23 protein-coding genes and 2 tRNA genes are annotated in these 21,482 nt (G+C 47.4%); 21 read left to right on the forward strand and 4 right to left on the reverse strand.

Annotated features, from left to right (window positions below; genetic code table 11):
• The first annotated feature begins 7 nt into the window (after window positions 1-7).
• From fabF to nagZ, 10 genes are all read left to right on the forward strand, one after another.
• Complete coding sequence (gene fabF, locus ICN30_RS03915; RefSeq protein ID WP_216273344.1) at window positions 8-1,255, forward strand: beta-ketoacyl-ACP synthase II; 1,248 nt, start codon at window positions 8-10, stop codon at window positions 1,253-1,255.
• 69 nt (window positions 1,256-1,324) lie between these two features.
• Window positions 1,325-2,773 carry a DegQ family serine endoprotease gene (locus tag ICN30_RS03920; protein WP_216273346.1) on the forward strand — a complete coding sequence of 483 codons (1,449 nt, stop codon included), beginning with the start codon at window positions 1,325-1,327 and terminating at the stop codon, window positions 2,771-2,773.
• A 144-nt stretch (window positions 2,774-2,917) separates the two neighbouring features.
• Window positions 2,918-4,723, forward strand: a complete 1,806-nt coding sequence (lepA, locus tag ICN30_RS03925) for a translation elongation factor 4 (RefSeq protein WP_216273348.1) — start codon at window positions 2,918-2,920, stop codon at window positions 4,721-4,723.
• On the forward strand, window positions 4,723-5,529 hold the full coding sequence (lepB, locus tag ICN30_RS03930) for a signal peptidase I (RefSeq protein ID WP_216273350.1): 807 nt from the start codon (window positions 4,723-4,725) through the stop codon (window positions 5,527-5,529). The genes lepA and lepB overlap by 1 nt, the downstream gene beginning before the upstream one ends.
• Before the next feature lie 4 nt (window positions 5,530-5,533).
• A complete protein-coding gene (rnc, locus tag ICN30_RS03935) occupies window positions 5,534-6,325 on the forward strand; it encodes a ribonuclease III (protein ID WP_216180271.1) in 792 nt (263 codons plus the stop codon).
• 2 nt (window positions 6,326-6,327) lie between these two features.
• Window positions 6,328-7,263: a GTPase Era gene (gene era / locus ICN30_RS03940; protein ID WP_216180274.1), complete on the forward strand. Its 936-nt coding sequence runs from the start codon at window positions 6,328-6,330 to the stop codon at window positions 7,261-7,263.
• 6 nt (window positions 7,264-7,269) lie between these two features.
• Window positions 7,270-8,004 carry a DNA repair protein RecO gene (gene recO / locus ICN30_RS03945; RefSeq protein WP_216180277.1) on the forward strand — a complete coding sequence of 245 codons (735 nt, stop codon included), beginning with the start codon at window positions 7,270-7,272 and terminating at the stop codon, window positions 8,002-8,004.
• A gap of 12 nt (window positions 8,005-8,016) precedes the next feature.
• Complete coding sequence (gene pdxJ, locus ICN30_RS03950; protein WP_216273352.1) at window positions 8,017-8,760, forward strand: pyridoxine 5'-phosphate synthase; 744 nt, start codon at window positions 8,017-8,019, stop codon at window positions 8,758-8,760.
• Between the two features lie 15 nt (window positions 8,761-8,775).
• Window positions 8,776-9,168, forward strand: a complete 393-nt coding sequence (acpS, locus tag ICN30_RS03955; RefSeq protein WP_216273354.1) for a holo-ACP synthase — start codon at window positions 8,776-8,778, stop codon at window positions 9,166-9,168.
• Between the two features lie 44 nt (window positions 9,169-9,212).
• Entirely contained in the window at window positions 9,213-10,289 is a 1,077-nt protein-coding gene (nagZ, locus tag ICN30_RS03960) for a beta-N-acetylhexosaminidase (protein WP_216273355.1), read from the forward strand.
• Between the two features lie 5 nt (window positions 10,290-10,294).
• On the opposite strand, the gene ICN30_RS03965 is transcribed toward nagZ, so the two are convergent.
• The 3 genes from ICN30_RS03965 to earP form a co-directional block, all read right to left on the reverse strand.
• Entirely contained in the window at window positions 10,295-11,296 is a 1,002-nt protein-coding gene (locus ICN30_RS03965; protein ID WP_216273356.1) for a GNAT family N-acetyltransferase, read from the reverse strand.
• Between the two features lie 74 nt (window positions 11,297-11,370).
• Complete coding sequence (gene efp / locus ICN30_RS03970; protein ID WP_015421585.1) at window positions 11,371-11,931, reverse strand: elongation factor P; 561 nt, start codon at window positions 11,929-11,931, stop codon at window positions 11,371-11,373.
• Between the two features lie 87 nt (window positions 11,932-12,018).
• Window positions 12,019-13,098 carry an elongation factor P maturation arginine rhamnosyltransferase EarP gene (earP, locus tag ICN30_RS03975; RefSeq protein WP_216273357.1) on the reverse strand — a complete coding sequence of 360 codons (1,080 nt, stop codon included), beginning with the start codon at window positions 13,096-13,098 and terminating at the stop codon, window positions 12,019-12,021.
• Here earP and uvrC point away from each other — a divergent pair.
• From uvrC to ICN30_RS04000, 5 genes are all read left to right on the forward strand, one after another.
• Window positions 13,097-15,037 (forward strand): excinuclease ABC subunit UvrC, encoded by a 1,941-nt coding sequence (gene uvrC / locus ICN30_RS03980; RefSeq protein WP_216273358.1) that lies wholly within the window; start codon window positions 13,097-13,099, stop codon window positions 15,035-15,037. The genes earP and uvrC overlap by 2 nt on opposite strands.
• 36 nt (window positions 15,038-15,073) lie before the next feature.
• Window positions 15,074-15,649 (forward strand): CDP-diacylglycerol--glycerol-3-phosphate 3-phosphatidyltransferase, encoded by a 576-nt coding sequence (gene pgsA, locus ICN30_RS03985; protein WP_216273359.1) that lies wholly within the window; start codon window positions 15,074-15,076, stop codon window positions 15,647-15,649.
• Between the two features lie 117 nt (window positions 15,650-15,766).
• Window positions 15,767-15,842: transfer RNA gene (locus ICN30_RS03990), tRNA-Gly, on the forward strand.
• 49 nt (window positions 15,843-15,891) lie between these two features.
• Window positions 15,892-15,965, forward strand: a tRNA-Cys gene (locus ICN30_RS03995).
• A gap of 30 nt (window positions 15,966-15,995) precedes the next feature.
• Window positions 15,996-16,457, forward strand: a complete 462-nt coding sequence (locus ICN30_RS04000; RefSeq protein ID WP_216273361.1) for a hypothetical protein — start codon at window positions 15,996-15,998, stop codon at window positions 16,455-16,457.
• Between the two features lie 70 nt (window positions 16,458-16,527).
• Here the strand turns inward: ICN30_RS04000 and lexA are convergent, their stop codons facing one another.
• Window positions 16,528-17,247 carry a transcriptional repressor LexA gene (gene lexA, locus ICN30_RS04005; protein WP_216273363.1) on the reverse strand — a complete coding sequence of 240 codons (720 nt, stop codon included), beginning with the start codon at window positions 17,245-17,247 and terminating at the stop codon, window positions 16,528-16,530.
• Between the two features lie 61 nt (window positions 17,248-17,308).
• On the opposite strand from lexA, the gene ICN30_RS04010 reads away from it, so the two are divergent.
• The 6 genes from ICN30_RS04010 to dnaB all read left to right on the forward strand — a co-directional run bounded on the left by ICN30_RS04010 (window position 17,309) and on the right by dnaB (window position 21,461).
• Window positions 17,309-18,385, forward strand: a complete 1,077-nt coding sequence (locus ICN30_RS04010) for an asparaginase (protein WP_216273365.1) — start codon at window positions 17,309-17,311, stop codon at window positions 18,383-18,385.
• 133 nt (window positions 18,386-18,518) lie between these two features.
• Window positions 18,519-18,893, forward strand: a complete 375-nt coding sequence (rpsF, locus tag ICN30_RS04015; protein WP_015421573.1) for a 30S ribosomal protein S6 — start codon at window positions 18,519-18,521, stop codon at window positions 18,891-18,893.
• 59 nt (window positions 18,894-18,952) lie between these two features.
• Window positions 18,953-19,246 (forward strand): primosomal replication protein N, encoded by a 294-nt coding sequence (priB, locus tag ICN30_RS04020; protein WP_216273367.1) that lies wholly within the window; start codon window positions 18,953-18,955, stop codon window positions 19,244-19,246.
• Window positions 19,247-19,259: 13 nt separating this feature from the next.
• Window positions 19,260-19,532, forward strand: a complete 273-nt coding sequence (gene rpsR, locus ICN30_RS04025) for a 30S ribosomal protein S18 (RefSeq protein WP_011902267.1) — start codon at window positions 19,260-19,262, stop codon at window positions 19,530-19,532.
• Window positions 19,533-19,545: 13 nt separating this feature from the next.
• Window positions 19,546-19,998: a 50S ribosomal protein L9 gene (rplI, locus tag ICN30_RS04030; RefSeq protein WP_015421571.1), complete on the forward strand. Its 453-nt coding sequence runs from the start codon at window positions 19,546-19,548 to the stop codon at window positions 19,996-19,998.
• A 23-nt stretch (window positions 19,999-20,021) separates the two neighbouring features.
• Window positions 20,022-21,461, forward strand: a complete 1,440-nt coding sequence (gene dnaB / locus ICN30_RS04035) for a replicative DNA helicase (protein ID WP_370626588.1) — start codon at window positions 20,022-20,024, stop codon at window positions 21,459-21,461.
• The last annotated feature ends 21 nt before the right edge of the window (window positions 21,462-21,482 follow it).

A 21,482-nucleotide genomic window follows, 5' to 3' on the forward strand; every position in this document is an offset into this window, starting at 1 on the left:
TATTACTGTGTCAGCATCAAATGGCCGTCGCCGGGTTGTTGTTACCGGCTTAGGTCTTATTTCACCAGTTGGTAACTCGGTTGATGTAGCTTGGTCTAATTTGCTCGCGGGCAAATCAGGCATCGCTACTATCACTAAGTTTGACCACACTCCGCTGAGCGTGCATTTCGCCGGCGAGGTGAAAGATTTCAATGTCGAAGAATATGTTTCTGCCAAAGAGGCGCGCCATATGGATACATTTATCCATTACGGTATTGCCGCTGGTACGCAAGCAATTCGCGATAGCGGTTTACAGATAACCGAAGAGAACGCCGAGCGCGTTGGTGTCATGGTTGGTTCAGGTATCGGTGGTTTGCCGATGATTGAAGAGACTGGCGCTGAGTTGCTCGCTCGCGGTCCTCGTCGCATCTCCCCATTCTTTGTGCCAGGATCAATCATCAATATGATTTCTGGCCACCTCAGCATCTTGTTTGGCCTCAAAGGTCCAAACGTGGCTGCGGTGACTGCCTGCACTACAGGTTTACATAGCATTGGATTGGCTGCACGCTTAATACAGTACGGTGATGCCGATGTGATGGTTGCTGGTGGTGCTGAATCTACGATTTCTGCATTGGGTGTGGGTGGCTTTGCGTCAGCAAGAGCGCTATCTACTCGCAATGATGATCCTGCAACAGCTTCACGTCCATGGGATAGAGACCGTGATGGTTTCGTTCTGGGTGAGGGTGCTGGTGTTGTGGTGCTTGAAGAGTATGAGCATGCTAAAGCACGTGGCGCAAAAATCTACTGTGAGCTCTTGGGCTTCGGTATGAGTGGTGATGCGTATCACATGACTGCCCCAAATATGGATGGCCCACGTCGTTGCATGGTGAACGCAATGCGCGATGCCGGTTTGAACGCCGATCAGATTCAATACATTAACGCGCACGGTACTTCGACACCTTTGGGCGATAAGAACGAAACTGGTGCTATCAAGGCTGCTCTTGGCGATCACGCTAAGAAGGCGCTAATTAACTCTACTAAGTCGATGACTGGCCACCTTTTAGGCGGTGCGGGCGGCTTGGAATCTGTATTTACTATTCTGGCTTTACATAACCAGAAGTCTCCACCAACAATCAACATCTTCAATCAAGATCCAGAGTGTGATTTGGACTACTGCGCCAATACAGCTCGTGACGTGAAGATCGACCATGCCGTCAAAAACAACTTTGGCTTTGGGGGTACTAACGGTACCTTGATTTTTGGCAAACTGACCTAATATTCTTACTAGGTTATTTCCTTTCTTCGTTTTTAATTATTGGTTTTTACCAAGCAGGTCTATAGCATTATGAAAAAGTATCTTATTGCACTCTTGGCTATCTTCAGCTTGGGGCAAATTGCATTTATTCCTCAGGCTTGTGCCCAGAGTCCGCGCGTCTCTATTCCGGATTTTGCTGATTTAGTTGAGCGAGCCAGTCCGGCCGTAGTCAATATTCGCACTACCGAAAAAGTAATGCAGCAGCAAGCTCAGGGTGGCTTCCCAGGAATGCCGGAGGATCAAGCTGAGTTCTTCCGTCGCTTCTTCGGGGTACCCATCCCAGGTTTACCTGGCGGGCCTAAACAGGCTCAACCCAATCCTGGCAAGCCTCAAGAGGCTGATCGTGGCGTAGGCTCAGGCTTCATTATTGAATCCAATGGCTTGATTTTGACGAATGCGCACGTGGTTGAGGGTGCAAATACTATTTACGTTACCTTGACTGACAAGCGTGAGTACAAAGCAAAGTTACTAGGTATGGATAAGCGTACTGATGTGGCGGTTGTCAAAATCGATGCACGCGATTTACCTAAGTTGCCACTGGGTGACTCTTCTCGGGTGAGGGTGGGTGAGTGGGTCTTGGCTATTGGCTCCCCATTTGGTTTGGAAAATACTGTGACCGCGGGCATCGTGTCTGCCAAGAGTCGTGACACTGGCGACTACTTGCCATTCATTCAGACTGACGTGGCGGTGAATCCTGGTAACTCGGGCGGGCCTTTATTGAATACAGCCGGACAAGTTATCGGCATTAACTCACAAATCTTTAGCCGCTCTGGCGGTTATATGGGTATCTCATTTGCGATTCCGATTGATGAGGCCATGCGTGTGGCGGATCAATTGCGTACCAATGGAAAAATGACTCGTGGTCGTATTGGCGTTGCTTTAGGAGAAATGACTAAAGAGATTGCTGAGAGCTTGGGCTTGGGCAAACCGCGCGGAGCCTATGTTCGCAATGTTGAGCCGGGCGGTCCGGCGGCAGCGGGTGGCATTGAGTCGGGCGACGTCATTCTGAGCTTTAATGGCCGCGATATTAGCAAATCTACCGATTTGCCAAGAACTGTTGGCGAAACCAAGCCCGGAACTAGCGCATCAGTACAGGTTTGGCGCAAAGGCGGTACCAAGGATTTGATGGTAACCGTGGCTGATACCGAAGCTGGTCAGGCCGCTGTGAAGAAATCGGATAACTCTGGATCATCTAGTAGTAATGCCAATTCTCTTGGGGTGGCGGTTTCGGAGCTCTCAGATAACAAGAAAAAAGAGCTCAATATCCGTGGTGGCGTTGAGGTTACTGGCCTGGGAGACGGTCCCCTAGCACGCGCAGGAGTGCGTCCTGGGGATGTCATTATTCGGATTGCGGATGCCGACATTACCGGAGTAAAGCAGTTTGAAGGCTTGGTTAAAGGTCTGGATGCCAATAAGGCTGTCCCAGTTTTTGTCCGCAGGGCTGATAGCACCATGATCATTCCTGTCAAGCCAAAATAAGCCAAAACCTCGGTTTTTGCATGGAATAAACGGGTTTGGCGCTAATTTAGCGCCACCCATTACAATCACTTTAAGACGGCTTTTTGCAGCGCATCATTGTGGTGCGTTCTGACAAGGCGTTTTTTGAAGACCACATAAGACGCTATGGATTTAATCCGCAATTTTTCTATCATCGCCCATATTGATCACGGCAAATCAACGCTTGCTGATCGCATTATTCAACTATGTGGCGGTCTGTCTGATCGTGAAATGGAGGCCCAAGTGCTTGACTCGATGGATATCGAGCGGGAGCGTGGCATCACGATTAAAGCGCAAACGGCAGCGCTGACTTATAAATCCAAAGACGGCAAAACCTACAACATCAATTTGATTGATACGCCAGGACACGTTGACTTCTCCTATGAAGTTAGCCGCTCTTTATCAGCATGCGAAGGCGCATTGTTGGTGGTAGATGCTAGTCAAGGTGTTGAGGCACAAACGGTTGCTAACTGCTACATGGCCCTAGAGTTGGGTGTTGAGGTTGTGCCAGTACTTAATAAAATTGATTTGCCACAGGCTGATCCTGAGCGCGCCAAAAAAGAAATTGAAGATGTTATTGGTATCGATGCATCTGAAGCGGTGACCTGTTCAGCCAAAACCGGTTTAGGCGTTCAAGATGTCATCGAAGAAATGATTGCTCGCGTGCCTCCACCAAAAGGCAATGCGACAGATCCACTTCAAGCTTTAATCATTGACTCCTGGTTCGATAACTACGTCGGTGTGGTGATGTTGGTGCGGGTTGTGAACGGCACCTTAAAGCCAAAAGAAAAAATTACCTTGATGGCCAATGGTTCAAGTCATCTGGTTGAGCACGTTGGTGTATTTAGTCCAAAGTCAGTGGATCGTCCAGAGTTGTCTGCTGGTCAGGTGGGCTTTGTGATTGCCGGTATTAAAGAGTTAAAAGCCGCTAAGGTGGGTGACACAGTTACTCATACTCCTGGGCAGCAAGGTCGAGTTCCTGCTACCGAGCCACTTCCTGGTTTTAAAGAAGTGAAACCTCAGGTTTTTGCAGGCCTATACCCAGTGGAGTCGAGTGAATATGATCAGCTGCGCGAATCTTTAGAGAAGCTGCAATTAAACGATGCTTCACTTTTGTATGAGCCTGAGGTTTCGCAAGCACTTGGTTTTGGATTCCGCTGCGGCTTCTTAGGTTTGCTCCACATGGAGATCGTACAAGAGCGCTTAGAGCGTCAGTACGGCATGAATCTCATTACTACCGCACCAACGGTGGTTTACCAGGTGGAGCAATCTGACGGCACAATCTTGTCGGTAGACAATCCATCGAAGATGCCTGAGGCTAGCAAGATCAATACGATTCTTGAGCCGATCGTGACAGTCAATTTATATATGCCGCAAGAGTACGTGGGTGCGATCATTACCCTCTGCGTTGGCAAGCGTGGCATACAGATGGACATGAATTACCTCGGTCGCCAAGTAAAGCTCACATATGAGCTACCTATGGCCGAGATTGTTTTGGATTTCTTCGACAAAATGAAATCCATTTCTCGTGGTTATGCCTCCATGGATTACGAGTTCAAAGAATATCGTCCGGCTGATGTGGTTAAAGTCGATATCCTAATTAATGGTGAGCGAGTAGATGCACTGTCGGTGATCGTTCACCGTAGCAATAGTCAGCATCGTGGACGTGAAGTGGTTGCCAAGATGCGCGGGATTATTCCGCGTCAAATGTTTGATGTGGCTATTCAGGCGGCAATTGGTAGCAACATCGTTGCCCGTGAAAACGTAAAAGCTTTGCGTAAGAACGTATTGGCCAAGTGTTACGGTGGTGATATTTCTCGTAAGCGCAAATTGTTAGAGAAGCAAAAAGAAGGTAAGAAGCGCATGAAGCAGGTAGGTAATGTGGAGATTCCACAAGAAGCCTTCTTGGCCATTTTGCAGGTAGACGACTAATGAACTTTGCGCTGATCCTATTTATCTTGGTGGTGGTTTCAGGTGTTGCCTGGATTGCTGACCGTTACTACTTTGCCCCACAAAGACGTATGGCTGGTATCGATCGCATGCCATTGTGGTTGGAATATACGGCTGGTTTCTTCCCGGTAATCTGTGCGGTATTTGTATTGCGCTCTTTTATTGTGGAGCCATTCAAGATCCCATCAGGCTCGATGATTCCAACCCTGCAGATTGGTGACTTTATTCTCGTCAATAAATTTACTTACGGTATTCGATTGCCAGTAATCAATCAGAAGGTTGTTGAACTAGGCTCTCCAAAACGTGGCGATGTAGTTGTATTCCGCTATCCTCGTGATGAGTCTGTTGACTACATTAAGCGCGTTGTAGCTTTGCCTGGTGACACCATTACTTACCAAGATAAGCGGTTAACAGTAAATGGTCAGCCGCTTCAATATAGCGGCGGAGAGTCTTACTTGGACCCAGAAAATATGCGTTATGCCAAACGGTTTGCAGAATCTTTTCCTGCGGACTTGGGTGGCAATAAGCATGAGATTCTGAATGATCCTGATCGTCCAGCCGGCATGTTCCCTGCGGAACGCTTTCCTGGGTTTGAAAATTGCCAATATATCAATGCTGGCCTCACATGTAAGGTGCCTGCGGGTCATTACTTTGCTATGGGTGATAACCGCGATAACAGTGCCGATTCTCGTTACTGGGGTTTTGTGCCGGATAAAAATATTGTCGGCAAAGCATTTTTTGTTTGGCTAAACCTCGGAAATCTGGGTCGCATTGGCGGCTTCGAATAAAGTCATGAACGCCCGCGCCGTCATCGAAACTGCACCGCTGCAAGCGCAACTGGGCTACACGTTCAAAAAGCTAGAGTTGCTGAATCAAGCTCTAACGCATCGTAGCCATAGCAAGAAAAATAACGAGCGCCTGGAATTTTTGGGTGATTCCATTCTCAATTGCGTTGTTGCTGAAATGCTCTATGAGCGTTATTCCGACCTAGATGAGGGTGATCTTTCTCGCGTACGGGCTAACTTAGTTAAGCAGCAAGCACTCTATGAGATTGCTCAAACTCTATCGCTATCAGACTATCTGCGCTTAGGCGAAGGTGAGTTGAAGAGTGGAGGCTTTCGTCGCCCATCCATTTTGGCCGATACACTTGAGGCAGTCACTGGTGCAATCTTCTTAGATGGCGGCTTTGATGCAGCTAAGACGTGTTTGCGCAAACTCTATTCCATCATTCTGGCCAATGTTGATCCCAAAACATTGGGTAAAGACGATAAAACTTTATTGCAAGAGTGTTTGCAAAGCTATCAATTGCCACTACCAACTTATAACGTCACAGGTACCAGCGGCGCAGCCCATAACCAGCAATTTGAGGTGGAGTGTTTAATCCCCAACCTCAAGGTATCGGTTAAGGGTGAGGGTGCGTCTCGACGCGCAGCAGAGCAGGCAGCTGCAAAGATCGCTTTAATCGCTGCATTAAAAGCCTTGCCACAAGCGCTAGGCAAACCTAAAAAGACTCGGTCGGCTAAAAAGAAAGCAGCAAAAAAAGTAGCAACCGAAGAGCAATTAAATCTTAAGCTGAAGGGCTAATCGTGTTTAGATGCGGCACTATCGCCATTGTTGGCCGTCCCAATATGGGCAAATCAACCCTCTTGAATGCTTTGGTTGGTCAGAAGATCAGCATTACTTCTCGTAAGGCGCAAACCACGCGTCACCGTATTTTAGGTATTCAGAATCGTGAAGAGGCGCAGTTCATTTTCATTGATACGCCAGGCTTTCAGACGCGTTTAATGAATACTCTCAACAAGGCATTAAATCGCACTGTAACTACAGCGCTACAAGATGTGAATGTAGCTTGCTTTGTAGTGGAGGCTGGTTACTTTGGTGAAGATGACAAGAAGGTTTTGAAGTTACTGCCAGATGACTTACCTATTGTCTTGGTTTTAAATAAATTAGATCTATTTAATAGCCGCTTTCAGACTCCTTCAGAGCGGGATCAGGCGCTTCTGAACTTTATTAAAGAGATGGCCCGCCCTTGGTGTGAATTAGGTGGCCATGAAGATCAGAAGTCTGAGTTCGCTGAAATCGTACCGATGAGTGCCAAGAGTCCTGGGGATGTTGAAAGATTATTGGATGTACTTGAGGGTTACTTGCCCGAGGCGCCAGCGGTATACGATGGCGACACCATTACTGATCGCAGTGAGCGCTTCTTGGCCGCTGAGATTCTGCGTGAGAAGGTCTTCCGCTTTACCGGTGAAGAGTTGCCTTACACCAGCACGGTAGTTATTGATCAATTCAAGATGGATGGCAAGATGCGCCGGATTGCAGCAACCATTTTGGTTGACCGTGATAGCCACAAGGCGATGATTATTGGTGCTAAGGGTGAGAGGCTGAAGAAGATCTCAACTGATGCCCGCATTGATATGGAAAAGCTCTTTGATGGAAAGGTCTTCCTGGAGACTTGGGTTAAGGTCAAACGCGGCTGGGCAGATGATCGCGCTGAATTACGGGCGCAAGGGCTAGAGTAATTATTCATGGCCTCCATTCGTGTTGCTGACGAACCCGCTTTTGTATTGCACAGCATTCCTTACAAGGAAACCAGCTTAATTCTGGATGTGTTTACACGTCAGCATGGCCGAATGGCCTTGATTGCTAAGGGTGCCAAGCGCCCACACTCGGTACTGCGCCCAGTCTTACAGCGCTTTCAGCCGCTATTAGTTTCTTGGAGCGGCAAGTCCGAGCTGCGTACTTTAACTAAGTCAGAGTGGGTCGGTGGTACTCCTTCGCTAGTGGGTGATGCGCTGCTTTGCGGCTTCTATCTCAATGAGTTACTGGTCAAGTTTCTAGCTCGTGAAGACGACTATGAAAAACTCTACGACCATTACACCGATACGATCTCCGCTTTATCTAATCTTGAATTTGAATCCAAAGGCTTGGAAGAAATTCTGCGCCCCTTTGAATTAACGCTCTTACAAGAAACTGGTTATGCAGCAGCGTTGGATCGTTGCGTGGAAACCAATAGCGCTCCGATCTCGAATGAGCAATATGTTTATCAGCCAGAGCGTGGTGTGAGGCCTGCTCAAGGGGATGATCCAGGTCACTGGCCAGTCTTAAGTGGTAAATCCCTGTTAGCCATTGCTGCGGGAGACTTTTCCGATCAAGAGACGCTTTCTGAGAGTAAGCAGTTAATGCGCTTCTTATTGGGATTGCATCTTCAGGATCAAGTGCTCACCACCCGTCAGATTTTGATTGATCTAAAGAAAATCTAGTAATCTACTTCAATGAATACCCAATCAAAGCTTGAGCTTGGCATCAATATTGATCACGTCGCCACTTTGCGTAATGCACGTGGCACGGTTTACCCGGATCCCTTAAAAGCCGCCAGCTTGGCTGAGGAGGCGGGCGCTGATTTAATTACCTTACATTTGCGTGAGGACCGTCGCCATATTAAAGATGCGGATTTAATGGCTTTACGCCCATTGATCCAGACGCGTATGAATTTGGAGTGCGCCGTTACGCCGGAGATGATCAATATTGCATGTAGGGTTCAGCCTCATGACGTATGCCTAGTTCCTGAAAAGCGTGAAGAGGTAACTACTGAGGGTGGCTTAGATGTAGTAGGTCATTTTGATGCAGTGAAGTCGGCTACTACGCAGTTAAAAGCTGCAGGTATTCGGGTCTCGCTTTTTATTGATCCCGAGGAAAAGCAAATTCAAGCCGCAAAAGATGTTGGTGCAACAGTGGTTGAATTGCATACCGGTCGATATGCGGATCTAGCTGGTGATCAACAGAAGAAAGAGCTCGAGCGCATTAGAAAAGCAGCGCAGTTTGGAAAAAGCATTGGTTTACGCGTCAATGCAGGTCATGGTTTAAATGAGGGCAATGTGATCCCAGTTGCCGCCATTGCCGAGCTTTCTGAGCTCAATATTGGTCATGCTATTGTTGCTGAAGCCCTCTTTAAGGGCTGGCAAAACGCGATTACCGACATGAAGGCCCTGATGGTTCAGGGTAGGGCTAAAGCTTAAAAGATTGCATATCAAATGATCATTGGCATCGGCACAGACATCTTGCAAATCGAGCGGCTTCAAGCGGCTTACGATCGCACCAATGGCCGCTTAGCTGAAAAAATTCTGGGGCCAGATGAGATGTTAGTTTTTAAGCATCACTTATCTAGAAATCACAAGAGGGGCATTGCCTTCTTGGCAACGCGCTTTGCTGCAAAAGAAGCCTTCTCTAAGGCAATTGGCCTGGGCATGAGAATGCCGATGACTTGGAAGTCCCTCCAAACGCTCAATGAGCCTAGCGGTAAGCCAGTGACATCATATTTGGGCGCACTCGCACAATTTATGCAGGACAAAAATTGGGAAGCACAGGTCACCGTTAGTGATGAGCAAGACATGGCAATAGCCCATGTCATCGTAGTTCAGAAATAAACCAGCATCAAAAATAGATAAATCTAAAAAATTTCGAGGAATACATGATTAAGTCGACTATGAAACCGGGCCCAGTTACTTTAGATGTTGTTGGTCTTGAGTTAAATGCAGAGGATCGTCGTCGCATCTTGCACCCCCTTACTGGCGGCGTGATCTTGTTTGGTAGAAACTTTGCGAATCGCAAGCAGCTCACCAAACTTACCGCAGAAATTAAAAAACTCCGTTCAGACGTACTGATCTCGATTGATCATGAGGGTGGACGTGTTCAGCGCTGCAGGACTGATGGCTTTACCCATTTACCTGCCATGCGTAAGCTCGGTGAGCTTTGGGGTTCTAAAAACAAATCATCTCATTCTGCTGAATCTGCTGCGATTGCGATGGCAGCAGCCACTGCCTGCGGATATGTCTTGGCCGCTGAGTTGCGTGCTTGCGGTGTGGACTTTAGTTTCACTCCAGTTCTGGATCTCGATTTTGGTCGCAGCGGTGTAATTGGGGATCGTGCATTTAGTCGTGATCCGCAAATTACTTTTGCTTTGGCTAAGAGTCTGAATGAAGGCCTGCGCCTTGCAGGTATGGCCAACTGCGGTAAGCACTTCCCAGGCCACGGCTGGGCAGAAGCGGATTCTCATGTGGCCATTCCGGTAGATGAGCGTCCTTTGAAGCAAATTCTGAATGACGATGCTAAGCCCTATGAGTGGTTAGACCTCAGCTTGACTGCAGTCATGCCAGCCCATGTGATCTATCCAAAAGTAGATAAGAACCCAGCCGGATTTTCTAAGGTTTGGTTGCATTCCATTCTTCGCCAAGAATTGGGATTTGAAGGTGTAATCTTCAGCGACGACCTCTCAATGGAGGGTGCAAGCGTTGCTGGTTCTGTAGTCAAGGGTGCGAATATGGCGCTCGAAGCAGGATGCGATGCAGTGTTGATTTGCAATCGTCCCGATCTCGCAGATCAATTGCTGAGTCAGTTGAAGGTCTCCAAAGCAAAACAAGCGGAGTCTGCCATTCGATTAAATCGCTTGATGCCAACTGCTACGGCCCCCGCTTGGGATGAGTTGCAGTCTGAAGCGCAATATCAACACGCCAAAGGATTGCTCCAGCAACTGAATTTAATTGGCTAGAGTTTCTATTTCTTTGAAACTCTTTCCCATTCAGAGACTACAAACTTTTTAACTTCTTCGCCTTGCTCTCTGGCGCAAATGATTTCACTAACGTTCACTGTTTGATAGATTTTCTGTAAACGCAGAATATCGCCTTGGATGGAGTAGTGCGGAATCCAAGAGCCCCAAAAGAAGCCCAGATCTTCTAATGCCATATAGGCATTGGCCGCTGCCTCTTGCGTAATAGGTAGATCAAGATAAGCGGAAGCAATATTTAAAGCCTCAAGTTTTTTGAGCTCAGCCGTGACTGATGCTATTAAATCCTCGCCAATATGGTCTACGGATATATTCGCAACCTGGTCCTCAGAGTCAATTTCAGTTTTAAGTATTGTTTCCCCGGCTCCTTGTATCTCCGAATTGGTGATATTGCGCTGGAGGTTTAAGCTGCTTAAAAGTGCATTCAAGTGCTCAGTATGTTTGCTTGGAACATAGATATCATGCGGGCGATCTTTTAGCGGGAGATAAAAGGCCAATAAGGACATGCGGGTATCGCTAAAGTTTTGCAGACCCTGCATTGCAAATGTTGGTGGAACATCTCCAATAAAAAGGCCGGTTTCCTTTGCGTTAAAGGCAATCATTTCATGCTGGCTATAAGGGTGATTGGTAACGCACTCAGTCCAAAATCCTGGCAATCCCAAAGATTCAGCAATTTCTATACGCTTTTTTGCGATCAACTCTGCAATGTGATGTCCTCTGTAATCTGGGTCGACCATCATTTTTCCAGCTTCTGGCGAACTATTTTGAGGGCCGTTAAAGGTTAATGCGCAGTGCCCAATAATTTGATTATTTTCTAATTTCGCAACTATGGAGTGCATTTTCTGCGTGACGATTGCATCTTTTAGTAGTGCGGCGTTGTACATCATTGGATTGGTATAGCTTTCCCCGTAACAACGTCGAACGCAGTCAATCAGATGGGGAATATCTTCAAGGGCTAAGGTGGTGATTACTGGGGAAATGGTATCAGTCATGGTTTTCATTATGACTGCACATTAAGAAATAAAAAAGCCCGGCATGCCGGGCTTTTACTTATCGAGCGAGCTAATTAGTTAGCGCGGCTGCGATATTCACCAGTGCGAGTATCGATCTCGATCTTGTCGCCAGTGTTGCAGAACAATGGAACTTGCAATTCATAGCCAGTAGCCAATTTTGCAGTCTTCAATACTTTGCCTGAGCTGGTATCGCCTTTAACTGCTGGCTCTGTGTAAATGATTTCACGAACCAAAGAGTTTGGCATTGCTACAGAGAGTGCTTTACCTTCGTAGAACACCACTTCACAAGGCATGCTTTCTTCGAGGTAATGCAATGCATCGCCCATGAATTCAGCTTCAACTTCGTACTGGTTGTAGTCGCCATCCATAAATACATACATTGGATCTGCGAAGTAAGAGTAGGTGCAATCTTTCTTATCCAAGATCACTACATCAAACTTGTCATCTGCCTTGAATACGCCTTCGTTAGGCGCACCAGTTAACAAGTTCTTGAATTTCATTTTTACAACAGAAGAGTTGCGGCCTGACCGGCTGTATTCTGCTTTTAAAACGACCATGGCATCAGTGCCGATCATTACTACGTTACCAACGCGGAGTTCTTGTGCTGTTTTCATCTTGCTATTCCTGAGTGCAGAGCTGATTTCCTGCGGTTTTTATCAAAACCAAGATTGTAACCGCCCGCAGGCGGATTTCGTACAAGATCAGGCTACAAAGCCCATTAGACGGGCGGCAAGGCCGCCATCAGCTTGTTTTTCATGTAAATCTGCTCGCCAAGCCTCGGAATGGGTGCTCCATTCATCCATGGATTGATACCACTCGTTAGGCATTGCCCATGCCATCGCAGCTATTACAGCGTGTTTAAGCTCTTGTGATGCATCTTCAAGGTAGAGATCTAAAAATGCAGCCAACTTAGTTTGGTGAGCCCCATCTTCTTGGGGGTAGATGTGCCAAATAAAGGGCTTGCCAGCCAACTGCGCTCGAACAAAAGAATCTTCACCTCGAACGATATTGAAGTCGCATTGTGAAAGCACCCAATCGTAGTCATCTTGAGAAACAAAAGGAATTGAGATCAGTTGAATGGAGTCGGGCAAAGCAAGTGGCTTAGTAGGGTGGGTAGAGCTGAACTGCAATTGCTCTCGTTGACCATGCGTCAAAACAATGTCGAAGTTCTCATCCAGGGTGGCTAGATCCTCTAACCATTTCTGGAGTGGTACACCTGGGTAGCAAAAAACACTGATGCGTTTTGTATTGGGTTGTAATAGCTTCCAGCTGGCCTCGAGGTTTTCAGGAATCGATTGTTCAGTCAGTGATGACTCCTGAGGTATTGGGTCAATCAAAATGCCACCCGCATTCTTCTGGAAGCCTGGGAAGAAGAAGTACTTCGGAATACCGTGAGCTTGAGGGGATGCCTTCTGATGAAAGTCCACAATCCAGGGCTCTGCACTCAAATACTCTAGATTGATGATGATGGGTTTTTTGGGGGCAATCAGTAGGCCCGCAAGGTAGCGCGCGGGAAGGTCGCATCCAAATGCCTCAATCACCACGTCGGGGGTTTCTACCGGATGGCGGCTATTGTGATGACTAGCTTCCCAGGGTTGGATATCGATACGGCGCTTGATTTCTGGGTCAACCCCAGAAGCGAGTAAATTAAGGGTTGGCAGATCGTCACAGAAAATGCGCACGTCTTGGCCATGAAGACTTGTTAAGCTTCTTGCTAGACGCCAGCAAACACCAGCATCACCATAGTTGTCTACGATTTGACAGAAAATATCCCAACGCATGAGCAATTCGCTTTTTGAAACCCTTCAGCAGGATGTTAAACGGCTACCCGGATTGCCGGGGGTGTATCGCTTCTTTGATGAGGCGGGACATATTTTGTATGTCGGGAAAGCGCGCAACCTCAAAAAGCGTGTATCTAGTTACTTTCAGCGAACCCAGCTTTCACCACGAATAGAGCTGATGGTGGGAAAAATTGCCCGCTACGAAACTACAGTAACACGCTCAGAAACCGAAGCCTTAATTCTAGAGAACAATCTCATTAAGGAGTTAGCCCCTCCATTCAACATTCTCTTCCGAGATGATAAGTCCTATCCCTACGTCATGTTGACGGGGCATCAATTTCCTCGCTTGGCCTCCTATCGAGGAAAAACGGATAAGCGTAATCATTACTTTGGCCCGTTCCCGAATTCATGGGCGGTGCGGAATAGTGTGCAGATTTTGCAGAAAGTATTTCGTCTGAGAACTTGCGAAGACTCTGTATTTAAAAACCGCAGTCGTCCATGTTTGTTGCATCAAATTCATCGCTGTAGTGCGCCTTGTGTTGGTCGTTTAAGTGTCGAGCAGTATGGGCAGGACGTAGCCCAAGCAACACGCTTTTTAGAGGGTGACCATAGTCGCGTGCTTTCTGAGTTGGAAAAGAAAATGCACGCCTACAGTGACGCCATGGAATTTGAAATGGCTGCAGTGTTGAGGGATCGCATTGCAGATCTTTCGAGTGTCTTACAACAACAGTCGATGGATACCGTTGCCGATGGTGAGGGCGATGTGGATGTGATAGCTGTTGCTCAAATGGAGGGCGTGGTCTGCGTCAATCTGGCAATGATTCGTGGCGGTCGCCATTTAGGTGATCGCGCTTACTTCCCTAAGGGCTTGCGCTCAACGTCTGGAGAGCTGCCACCACCAGCTGAAATTCTGGAGGCATTTATCGCTCAACATTATTTGGAGGAGAAGTCAGGCGATGGTGAGGCAACTACTAATTTAATTCCACCTGTACTAATTCTGAATCATCCTCTGAGAAAGCTGGTTGATGACATTGCAGCTCCAGAGGAAGGTGTTGAAGATGTTTCTGAACAATCAGCTCCGGAAGGTCTGCACGATTTATTGAATGCACAAGCCGGCAAGCGCATTACCTTCTTGCACCAGCCACAAGGTCAGAGACGACATTGGTTGGCCATGGCAGAGGGTAATGCCAAGATTGCGATCGCAAAGCGTTTGGTAGAGACGGGCGGTCAATTGGCAAGAGCAAGAGCATTGGCTGATGTCTTGGCTTTGGAGCTAGAAGGTCTTGAGCAATTGCGCATTGAGTGTTTTGACATTAGTCATACCTCTGGTGAGGCCACCCAAGCTTCTTGTGTGGTGTATTCCAAAAATGCGATGCAGCCTAGCGAATACCGCCGATTCAATATTAATGACATTACTCCGGGTGATGACTACGCAGCAATGCGTCAGGTCTTACAACGCCGTTATGCGAACTTTCAAGAACTCCCTGTTGAGAAGATGCCGCAAGTCATATTGATCGACGGCGGTAAAGGTCAGGTTGAAATGGCAAGACAAGTTCTTTCTGAATTCGGGATAGATATTGGATTGATTGTTGGTGTTGCCAAAGGGGAGGGTCGTAAGGTGGGTCTAGAGACCCTGATCTTTGCGGATGGACGCCAGTCACTCGAGCTCGGTATTGATAGCGCTGCTTTGTTGCTGGTGGCGCAAATACGTGATGAGGCACATCGCTTTGCCATCACTGGCATGAGAGCTAAACGAGCAAAAGCTAGAACGGTTTCTCAGCTAGAGGAGATCGAGGGGATAGGCGCCAAACGACGTCAAAAATTGCTCGCCCGCTTTGGGGGTTTACGTGGCGTTTCTAATGCCACTATTGAAGAGCTTTCCAGTGTTGAGGGAATATCCACCGCTTTGGCTGAGCAAATCTATAAGCAGCTCCATTGATTTCCCAGTGTGCTCACATTGGTTTATGCTTGAGTCATGCCTTTTAATCTACCCATTGCCCTGACCTGGTTGCGCGTTGTCGCAATTCCACTAGTCGTTGCAGTGTTTTACTTGCCCAGTAACTGGCTTACCCCCTTCGACCAGAATTTGACTGCCACCATTATTTTTGTGTTTGCGGCTGTTACTGATTGGCTGGATGGATTTTTAGCTAGACGCATGAAGCTAGAGTCGGCATTTGGCCAATTCTTAGATCCAGTGGCTGATAAATTAATTGTGGCTGCTTCATTGCTAGTTCTGCTCAATATGGATCGCGTCCAAGTCTGGGTGGCTTTGATCATTATTGGTCGCGAAATTACTATCTCAGCATTAAGAGAGTGGATGGCACTCTTGGGCGCTGGAAAAAGCGTTGCTGTACACATGGTCGGCAAGCTAAAAACTACGGCTCAACTTGTAGCTATTCCATTTTTATTACTGAATGACACTTTATTTGGGTGGCTCAATTGCGCACTCGTTGGCACTTGGTTAATCTGGATTGCATCCTTTTTGACGCTTTGGTCCATGTTCTATTACATGAAAAAGGCTTTGCCTCAGCTAGTTGATAAGGTCGAATAAAGACCGAAAACCCTTGACTGATAAGGGTTTGGCGGAAACATGGTCTTCGCCAGTTTTTAGTCTTACTCGCAAATAATGCGTTCTCCTAAATTGTTTGTTAAACTACTGCCCTGTTATGCGGGAATAGCTCAGCTGGTAGAGCGATACCTTGCCAAGGTATAGGTCGGGAGTTCGAACCTCCTTTCCCGCTCCAAGTTCGATGGGAAGCCCTAAAAAGCTTCCCATTTTTGATTCAAGCATATGGCGCGTTGGCCGAGTGGTTAGGCAGGAGCCTGCAAAGCTTCGTACGGGGGTTCGATTCCCTCACGCGCCTCCAGTAATTAAGATTGATTACCAGGGCAAGAATATGATCCAACTAAATCGACTCCAAACAATGACTGCAGCCTTAGCGTTATCTGCGCTCTTGGCTGCTTGCGCATCTTCAGGCGACTCCCCAACTGGTACGCCTAGCGAAGTGCAAGAAATTCAGTCACAACTCTTGGGTGATATGCCATTACCTGCGGCATCAAAAATTATGGGTTCAGATTCTTTAATTATTGGTCGTGGTGATAACTGGGTTGGTCGAGTTGTTTTGTCCGGCGTTCAATCTCCAACCGATATTTATGCTTTCTTCCAAGCGGAATATCCCAAGGTGGGATGGACTACTGTGAGCGCCGTGAAATCAAAAACCAGTATTTTGGTTTTCACTAAAGGTGATCGCACTTCAACCATCGAGGTGAATGAGGGATCATTTGGCGGACCTAAAACAATCATCACGATTACAGCATCGCCAAAGAATGCGAACGTAGTTGCACCAACTAAGAAATAAAAATAGTTACTTCGTCATTAATAGAAAAAGGCCTCTAAACGAGGCCTTTTGCTTTATGGGGTTGGGAGGCCTAGAGCCCACCAGCCCTGATGAGGCCAACAGCCTGACCCTCTACTGCGAAGTTCGGTTGACGTCTATCTACCAAAATATTTTTGAAGTCTGGGTTCTCGGCTTGTAATTCAATGACCATGCCATCCGCAGTTTTCTTTTGGTTCCAACGCTTCACTGTGACTTCATCATCTAAGCGCGCAACCACAATATCGCCATTGCGTACTTCAGTAGTTTTTCTTACGGCAAGATAGTCGCCATCCAGAATTCCGGCATCACGCATACTCATGCCAACTACTTTTAATAAGTAATCGGCACCCTTGCTAAATAAACTTGGATCAATCGGCACTTGTTTTTCAATGTGTTCAATCGCCGTGATCGGAGAACCTGCAGCAACACGACCAATGAGTGGCAGTGTGAGTTGCTGAAGTGCGCCAGAAGGCAAAGACATCTGACGATATTTGTTTGGATTGTGTGTCTGGTTAAAGCGTTGTGGAATCCGAATACCGCGCGAGGTTCCCGGCGTCAGCTCGATATATCCTTTTTTTGCCAGGGCGCGTAAATGCTCTTCGGCGGCGTTAGCAGAAGCGAAGCCAAGTTGAGTTGCAATTTCAGCGCGCGTTGGGGGTGAGCCACTTTCTTCAATGGCCTTGGTGATTAATTCCAAAATCTCACTTTGACGTGAGGTGAGTTTGGGGAGGGCAGTCAGCTCCTCTTGAAAATCGACTGTATTTATGTCCATACTGGGATTGTATACAGCACTATTTGAATATTCAAGCAATTTGGAGGCGGATAATAGGGTAATGAGCTCAAAATCCAGCATTTCTGAAAATACACCACACCTTCTGGTTTTAGGCATGGGGGGCACCATTGCAGGCCTCGCGCCAAACCCGGAAGATAACCCCCTCCAATATGAGGCTGGCCAGGTAGGGGTTGATGCATTGGTGGCACATGTTCAGACAGTCGTGCCTGAGGGGGTCAAGCTAGTGTCACGTCAGGTGGCAAACATCAATAGTCGCAATTTGACTGACGCCCATCTCACCGAGCTAGGCCTTGCAGTTAGGGAGGCCCTGCTGGATATTGCCGTAAAGGGGATTGTGATCACCCACGGCACCGATACGATTGAAGAGACAGGCTTATTTTTGCAAGCAACTTGTGGAAAGCTGGCCCAGACACAAGGCAAGCGCGTCATTTTGACGGGGGCAATGCTACCAAGTAACGCGCCGGGAGCTGACGGCCCCTCCAATCTGTTGGATGCCTTGCGCTGGGCTTCTACATCTATTGATAACTGTCCTGGCGGCATTTATGCCGTAATGGATGGGCGCGGATGTATGGCACTCGATCTAGCTAAGCGCCATGCCACGGCCCTCAACGCTCCCTTACAAGATGCGCCATCAAGCTCAGTGGGCCTGATTAATCCTTCTTGGTTATCTGGTGTCAAGGCAGTGCAGGCTGCCTGGAATGAAGATTTACCCATTCCACAGGAAGGTGAGTGGCCTTGGGTTGAGATCTTGACTAGTCATGCAGGCGCACGTCCTGAAACCATCTTGCAGTGGCTGAGTAGCTCTGTACAGGGCTTTGTGCTCGCTGGTTCAGGGCATGGTGGCTTTCATGATGACTGGGCAAAACCTTTGGAGCAGGCAATGGCCCAAGGTATTGCCTTGGTGAGAACGACAAGAACAGGTGCAGGCGCTACTTTGCGAAATATTCCTGAGCTTGATGCGCCTGGATGCTGTGCATCTGGGGCATTGACTGCCCCTAGGGCCAGAATTGCCCTCCAATTAGCTTTAAATGCAGCAAAGCAGGCAAATAAAGCTGGTAAACCCCTGACCTGGCAGGATTTTTTTGCTAGAATAGCGGACTTACCTGAAATTCGGTAAGGACTTTAAAGCTGTAAATTTCTGTAGTTAGTTTTACCTACAATTTGTTACTACCTTGTCACACTGGCGCTAACTTTAAAACCATCGGAAGTTAGCAAGACGCCCAGGTGACTTTATCCTTAAGGAGTGTTAGATGCGTCATTATGAAATCGTCTTTATCGTCCACCCGGACCAAAGCGAGCAAGTGCCTGCGATGATCGATCGCTACAAAGCGACATTAGCTGCTGCTGGCGGCAAAATTCATCGTATGGAAGATTGGGGTCGTCGTCAGATGGCTTACATGATCGACAAACTTGCTAAAGCCCATTACGTTTGTATGAACATTGAGTGCGACCAGAAAACTCTGGACGAGCTCGAGCACGCATTCAAATTTAACGATGCTGTTTTGCGTCACCTCATCATCAAGACTAAGAAAGCTGAAACAGAGCCTTCCATCATGATGAAAGAAGTGCAACGTGAAGAAGCGCGCAAATCAGCTCAATCCGACGCTCCTGTAGCAGCGGCTTAAGTTAGAAATTTGAAGAGGAATACACAGACTAGAAAACGTATCAGAGTGACGGAGCGGCGTTGAATCATTTCACCCTAACTGCATTCTTGGTAGCTAAAGACGCAATTCGATTTACACCAGCAGGAATACCGGTGATGCATTGCCAGCTAGAACATAGCGGCGAAGTAAGCGAGGTAGGAAATGCAAGGAAAATTCAGATGAGTGTTGAAGCCATAGCAATTGGTCCGATACAAAAGGGCTTAGAGCAAATGGATTTAGGAGCCGAGGCAGTGTTTGAGGGATTCTTAGCACCCAAGACTCTACGTAATCAAAGACTTGTTTTCCATATCACCCATATTCAATTGAAAAATTAAAGAGGAAATCATCATGGCGTTTGGAAAGAAACCCGATTTCAAAAAGAAACCAGCTCAGAACCCATTGTTCAAGCGTAAGCGTTATTGCCGTTTCACTGTTGCTGGCGTAGAACAGATTGACTACAAAGATGTAGACACATTGAAGGACTTCATTGGCGAAAACGCCAAGATCACTCCTGCACGTTTGACAGGCACAAAAGCTAAATATCAGCGTCAGTTAGACACTGCTATTAAGCGTGCTCGTTACTTGGCTTTGTTGCCATTCTCCGATCAACACAAGAAATAATTGGGAGCCCTCAATGCAAATCATTCTTTTAGAAAAAGTAATTAACCTGGGCAACCTCGGTGACATCGTTCGTGTTAAAGACGGTTACGCTCGTAATTTCCTAATCCCACAACGCAAAGCTCGTCGTGCAACTGAAACAGCTATCGCTGACTTTGCAGTACGTCGCGCTGAGTTGGAAAAATTGGCTGCTGAGAAATTGGCTGCTGCTGAAGCGGTTGGCGCAAAGCTCAAAGACTTGGTTCTCGAAATCGGTCAAAAAGCGGGTGTTGACGGTCGTTTGTTTGGTTCTGTAACCAATCATGACATCGCTGATGCTTTGAAAGCTAAAGGCTTTGTAATTGAAAAAGCTTCTGTACGTATGCCTACTGGCCCGTTGAAGATGGTTGGTGATCACCCTGTAGCGGTAGCTGTTCATACCGATGTAGTGGCTGACATCACTATCCGTGTAGTTGGCGAGCAAGCGTAAGTTTTAGATCTGTAACTAGCCTCATGGCTGAATCCCGCTCACGCTCCCTTATGTCAAATCCTGGCATGATGGGTTCTGGGGATGCAGCCTTGCAGGCTTTAAAAGTACCGCCGCATTCTGTAGAAGCCGAGCAATCTTTGCTCGGCGGTCTACTGATCGATAACACAGCCTGGGATCGCCTAGGTGGTGTGTTAACTGATAAAGATTTCTATCGCCCTGAACATGCTCTGATCTATAAGGTCATTCAGCGTTTAGTTGGCGACAATCATCCTGCTGACGTCATTACTGTTCATGAGGCTGTCAAGTCCGAGCAGGGTGGTGATTTAGTTGGAATTGATTACCTTAATTCATTGGCGCAAAGCACTCCAAGTGCAGCGAACATTAAAGGCTATGCCGACATTGTTCGTGACCGCAGCATTCTGCGTCGCCTAATCGAAGTATCTGACAACATCGTGAACTCGGCATTTGTTCCAGAGGGTCGTTCAGTCAGAACGCTCTTGGATGAAGCGGAATCACGCATTTTGCAAATCGGTGAAGAGGGTAGTCGCAAAACCGATTACCTCGAGATTGAGCCCTTGCTCAAAACCGTTGTTGCTCGTATTGATGAGCTCTATAACCGTCAAGGTGGAAGTGATATCACCGGTATTGCAACTGGATTTATTGATCTAGATAAACAAACTAGCGGCCTGCAAAAGGGTGACTTGGTGATTGTTGCTGGAAGACCGTCGATGGGAAAAACGGCGTTCGCATTAAATATTGCGGAGAACGTTGCGTTGGCAGAAGGATTGCCGGTCGTTGTTTTCTCGATGGAGATGTCAGGCGAGCAATTGGCAGCCCGTTTACTGGGCTCAGTGGGGCGCGTTGACCAAGGTCGTATGCGTACTGGTAAGTTGCAGGATGACGAGTGGCCACGTGTTACTGATGCGATCGCCCGCTTAAGCAATACCCAAATTTTGATTGATGAGACTGGCGCTCTTTCAAGTTTAGAGTTGCGTGCACGCGCACGCCGTATTGCTCGTAACTTTGGTGGAACGCTTGGCTTGGTGGTGATTGATTACTTGCAGTTGATGAGTGGCTCTGGCTCTGAGAACCGTGCAACGGAGATTTCTGAGATCTCTCGCTCCCTTAAATCGCTCGCCAAAGAATTGCAGTGCCCAGTTGTTGCGCTGTCACAGTTAAATCGTGGTCTTGAGCAACGCCCCAATAAGCGCCCAATCATGTCCGATTTGCGTGAGTCAGGCGCGATCGAGCAAGATGCTGACTTGATCATGTTTATCTATCGTGATGAGGTGTATCACCCAGACACGACTCAGGACAAAGGCGTCGCTGAAATCATCATTGGTAAGCAGCGTAACGGTCCAATCGGAACAATCCGTCTAAGCTGGCAAGGTCCATATACCAAGTTTGATAATTTGGCGATGGGATCAGTTGGCTACTCCTCTGGTGGATATGAGCCTTTCTAATTTAATAGAAAAAAGCTGAAA

This window comes from Polynucleobacter sp. 31A-FELB, from assembly GCF_018882405.1.
Taxonomy (GTDB): domain Bacteria; phylum Pseudomonadota; class Gammaproteobacteria; order Burkholderiales; family Burkholderiaceae; genus Polynucleobacter.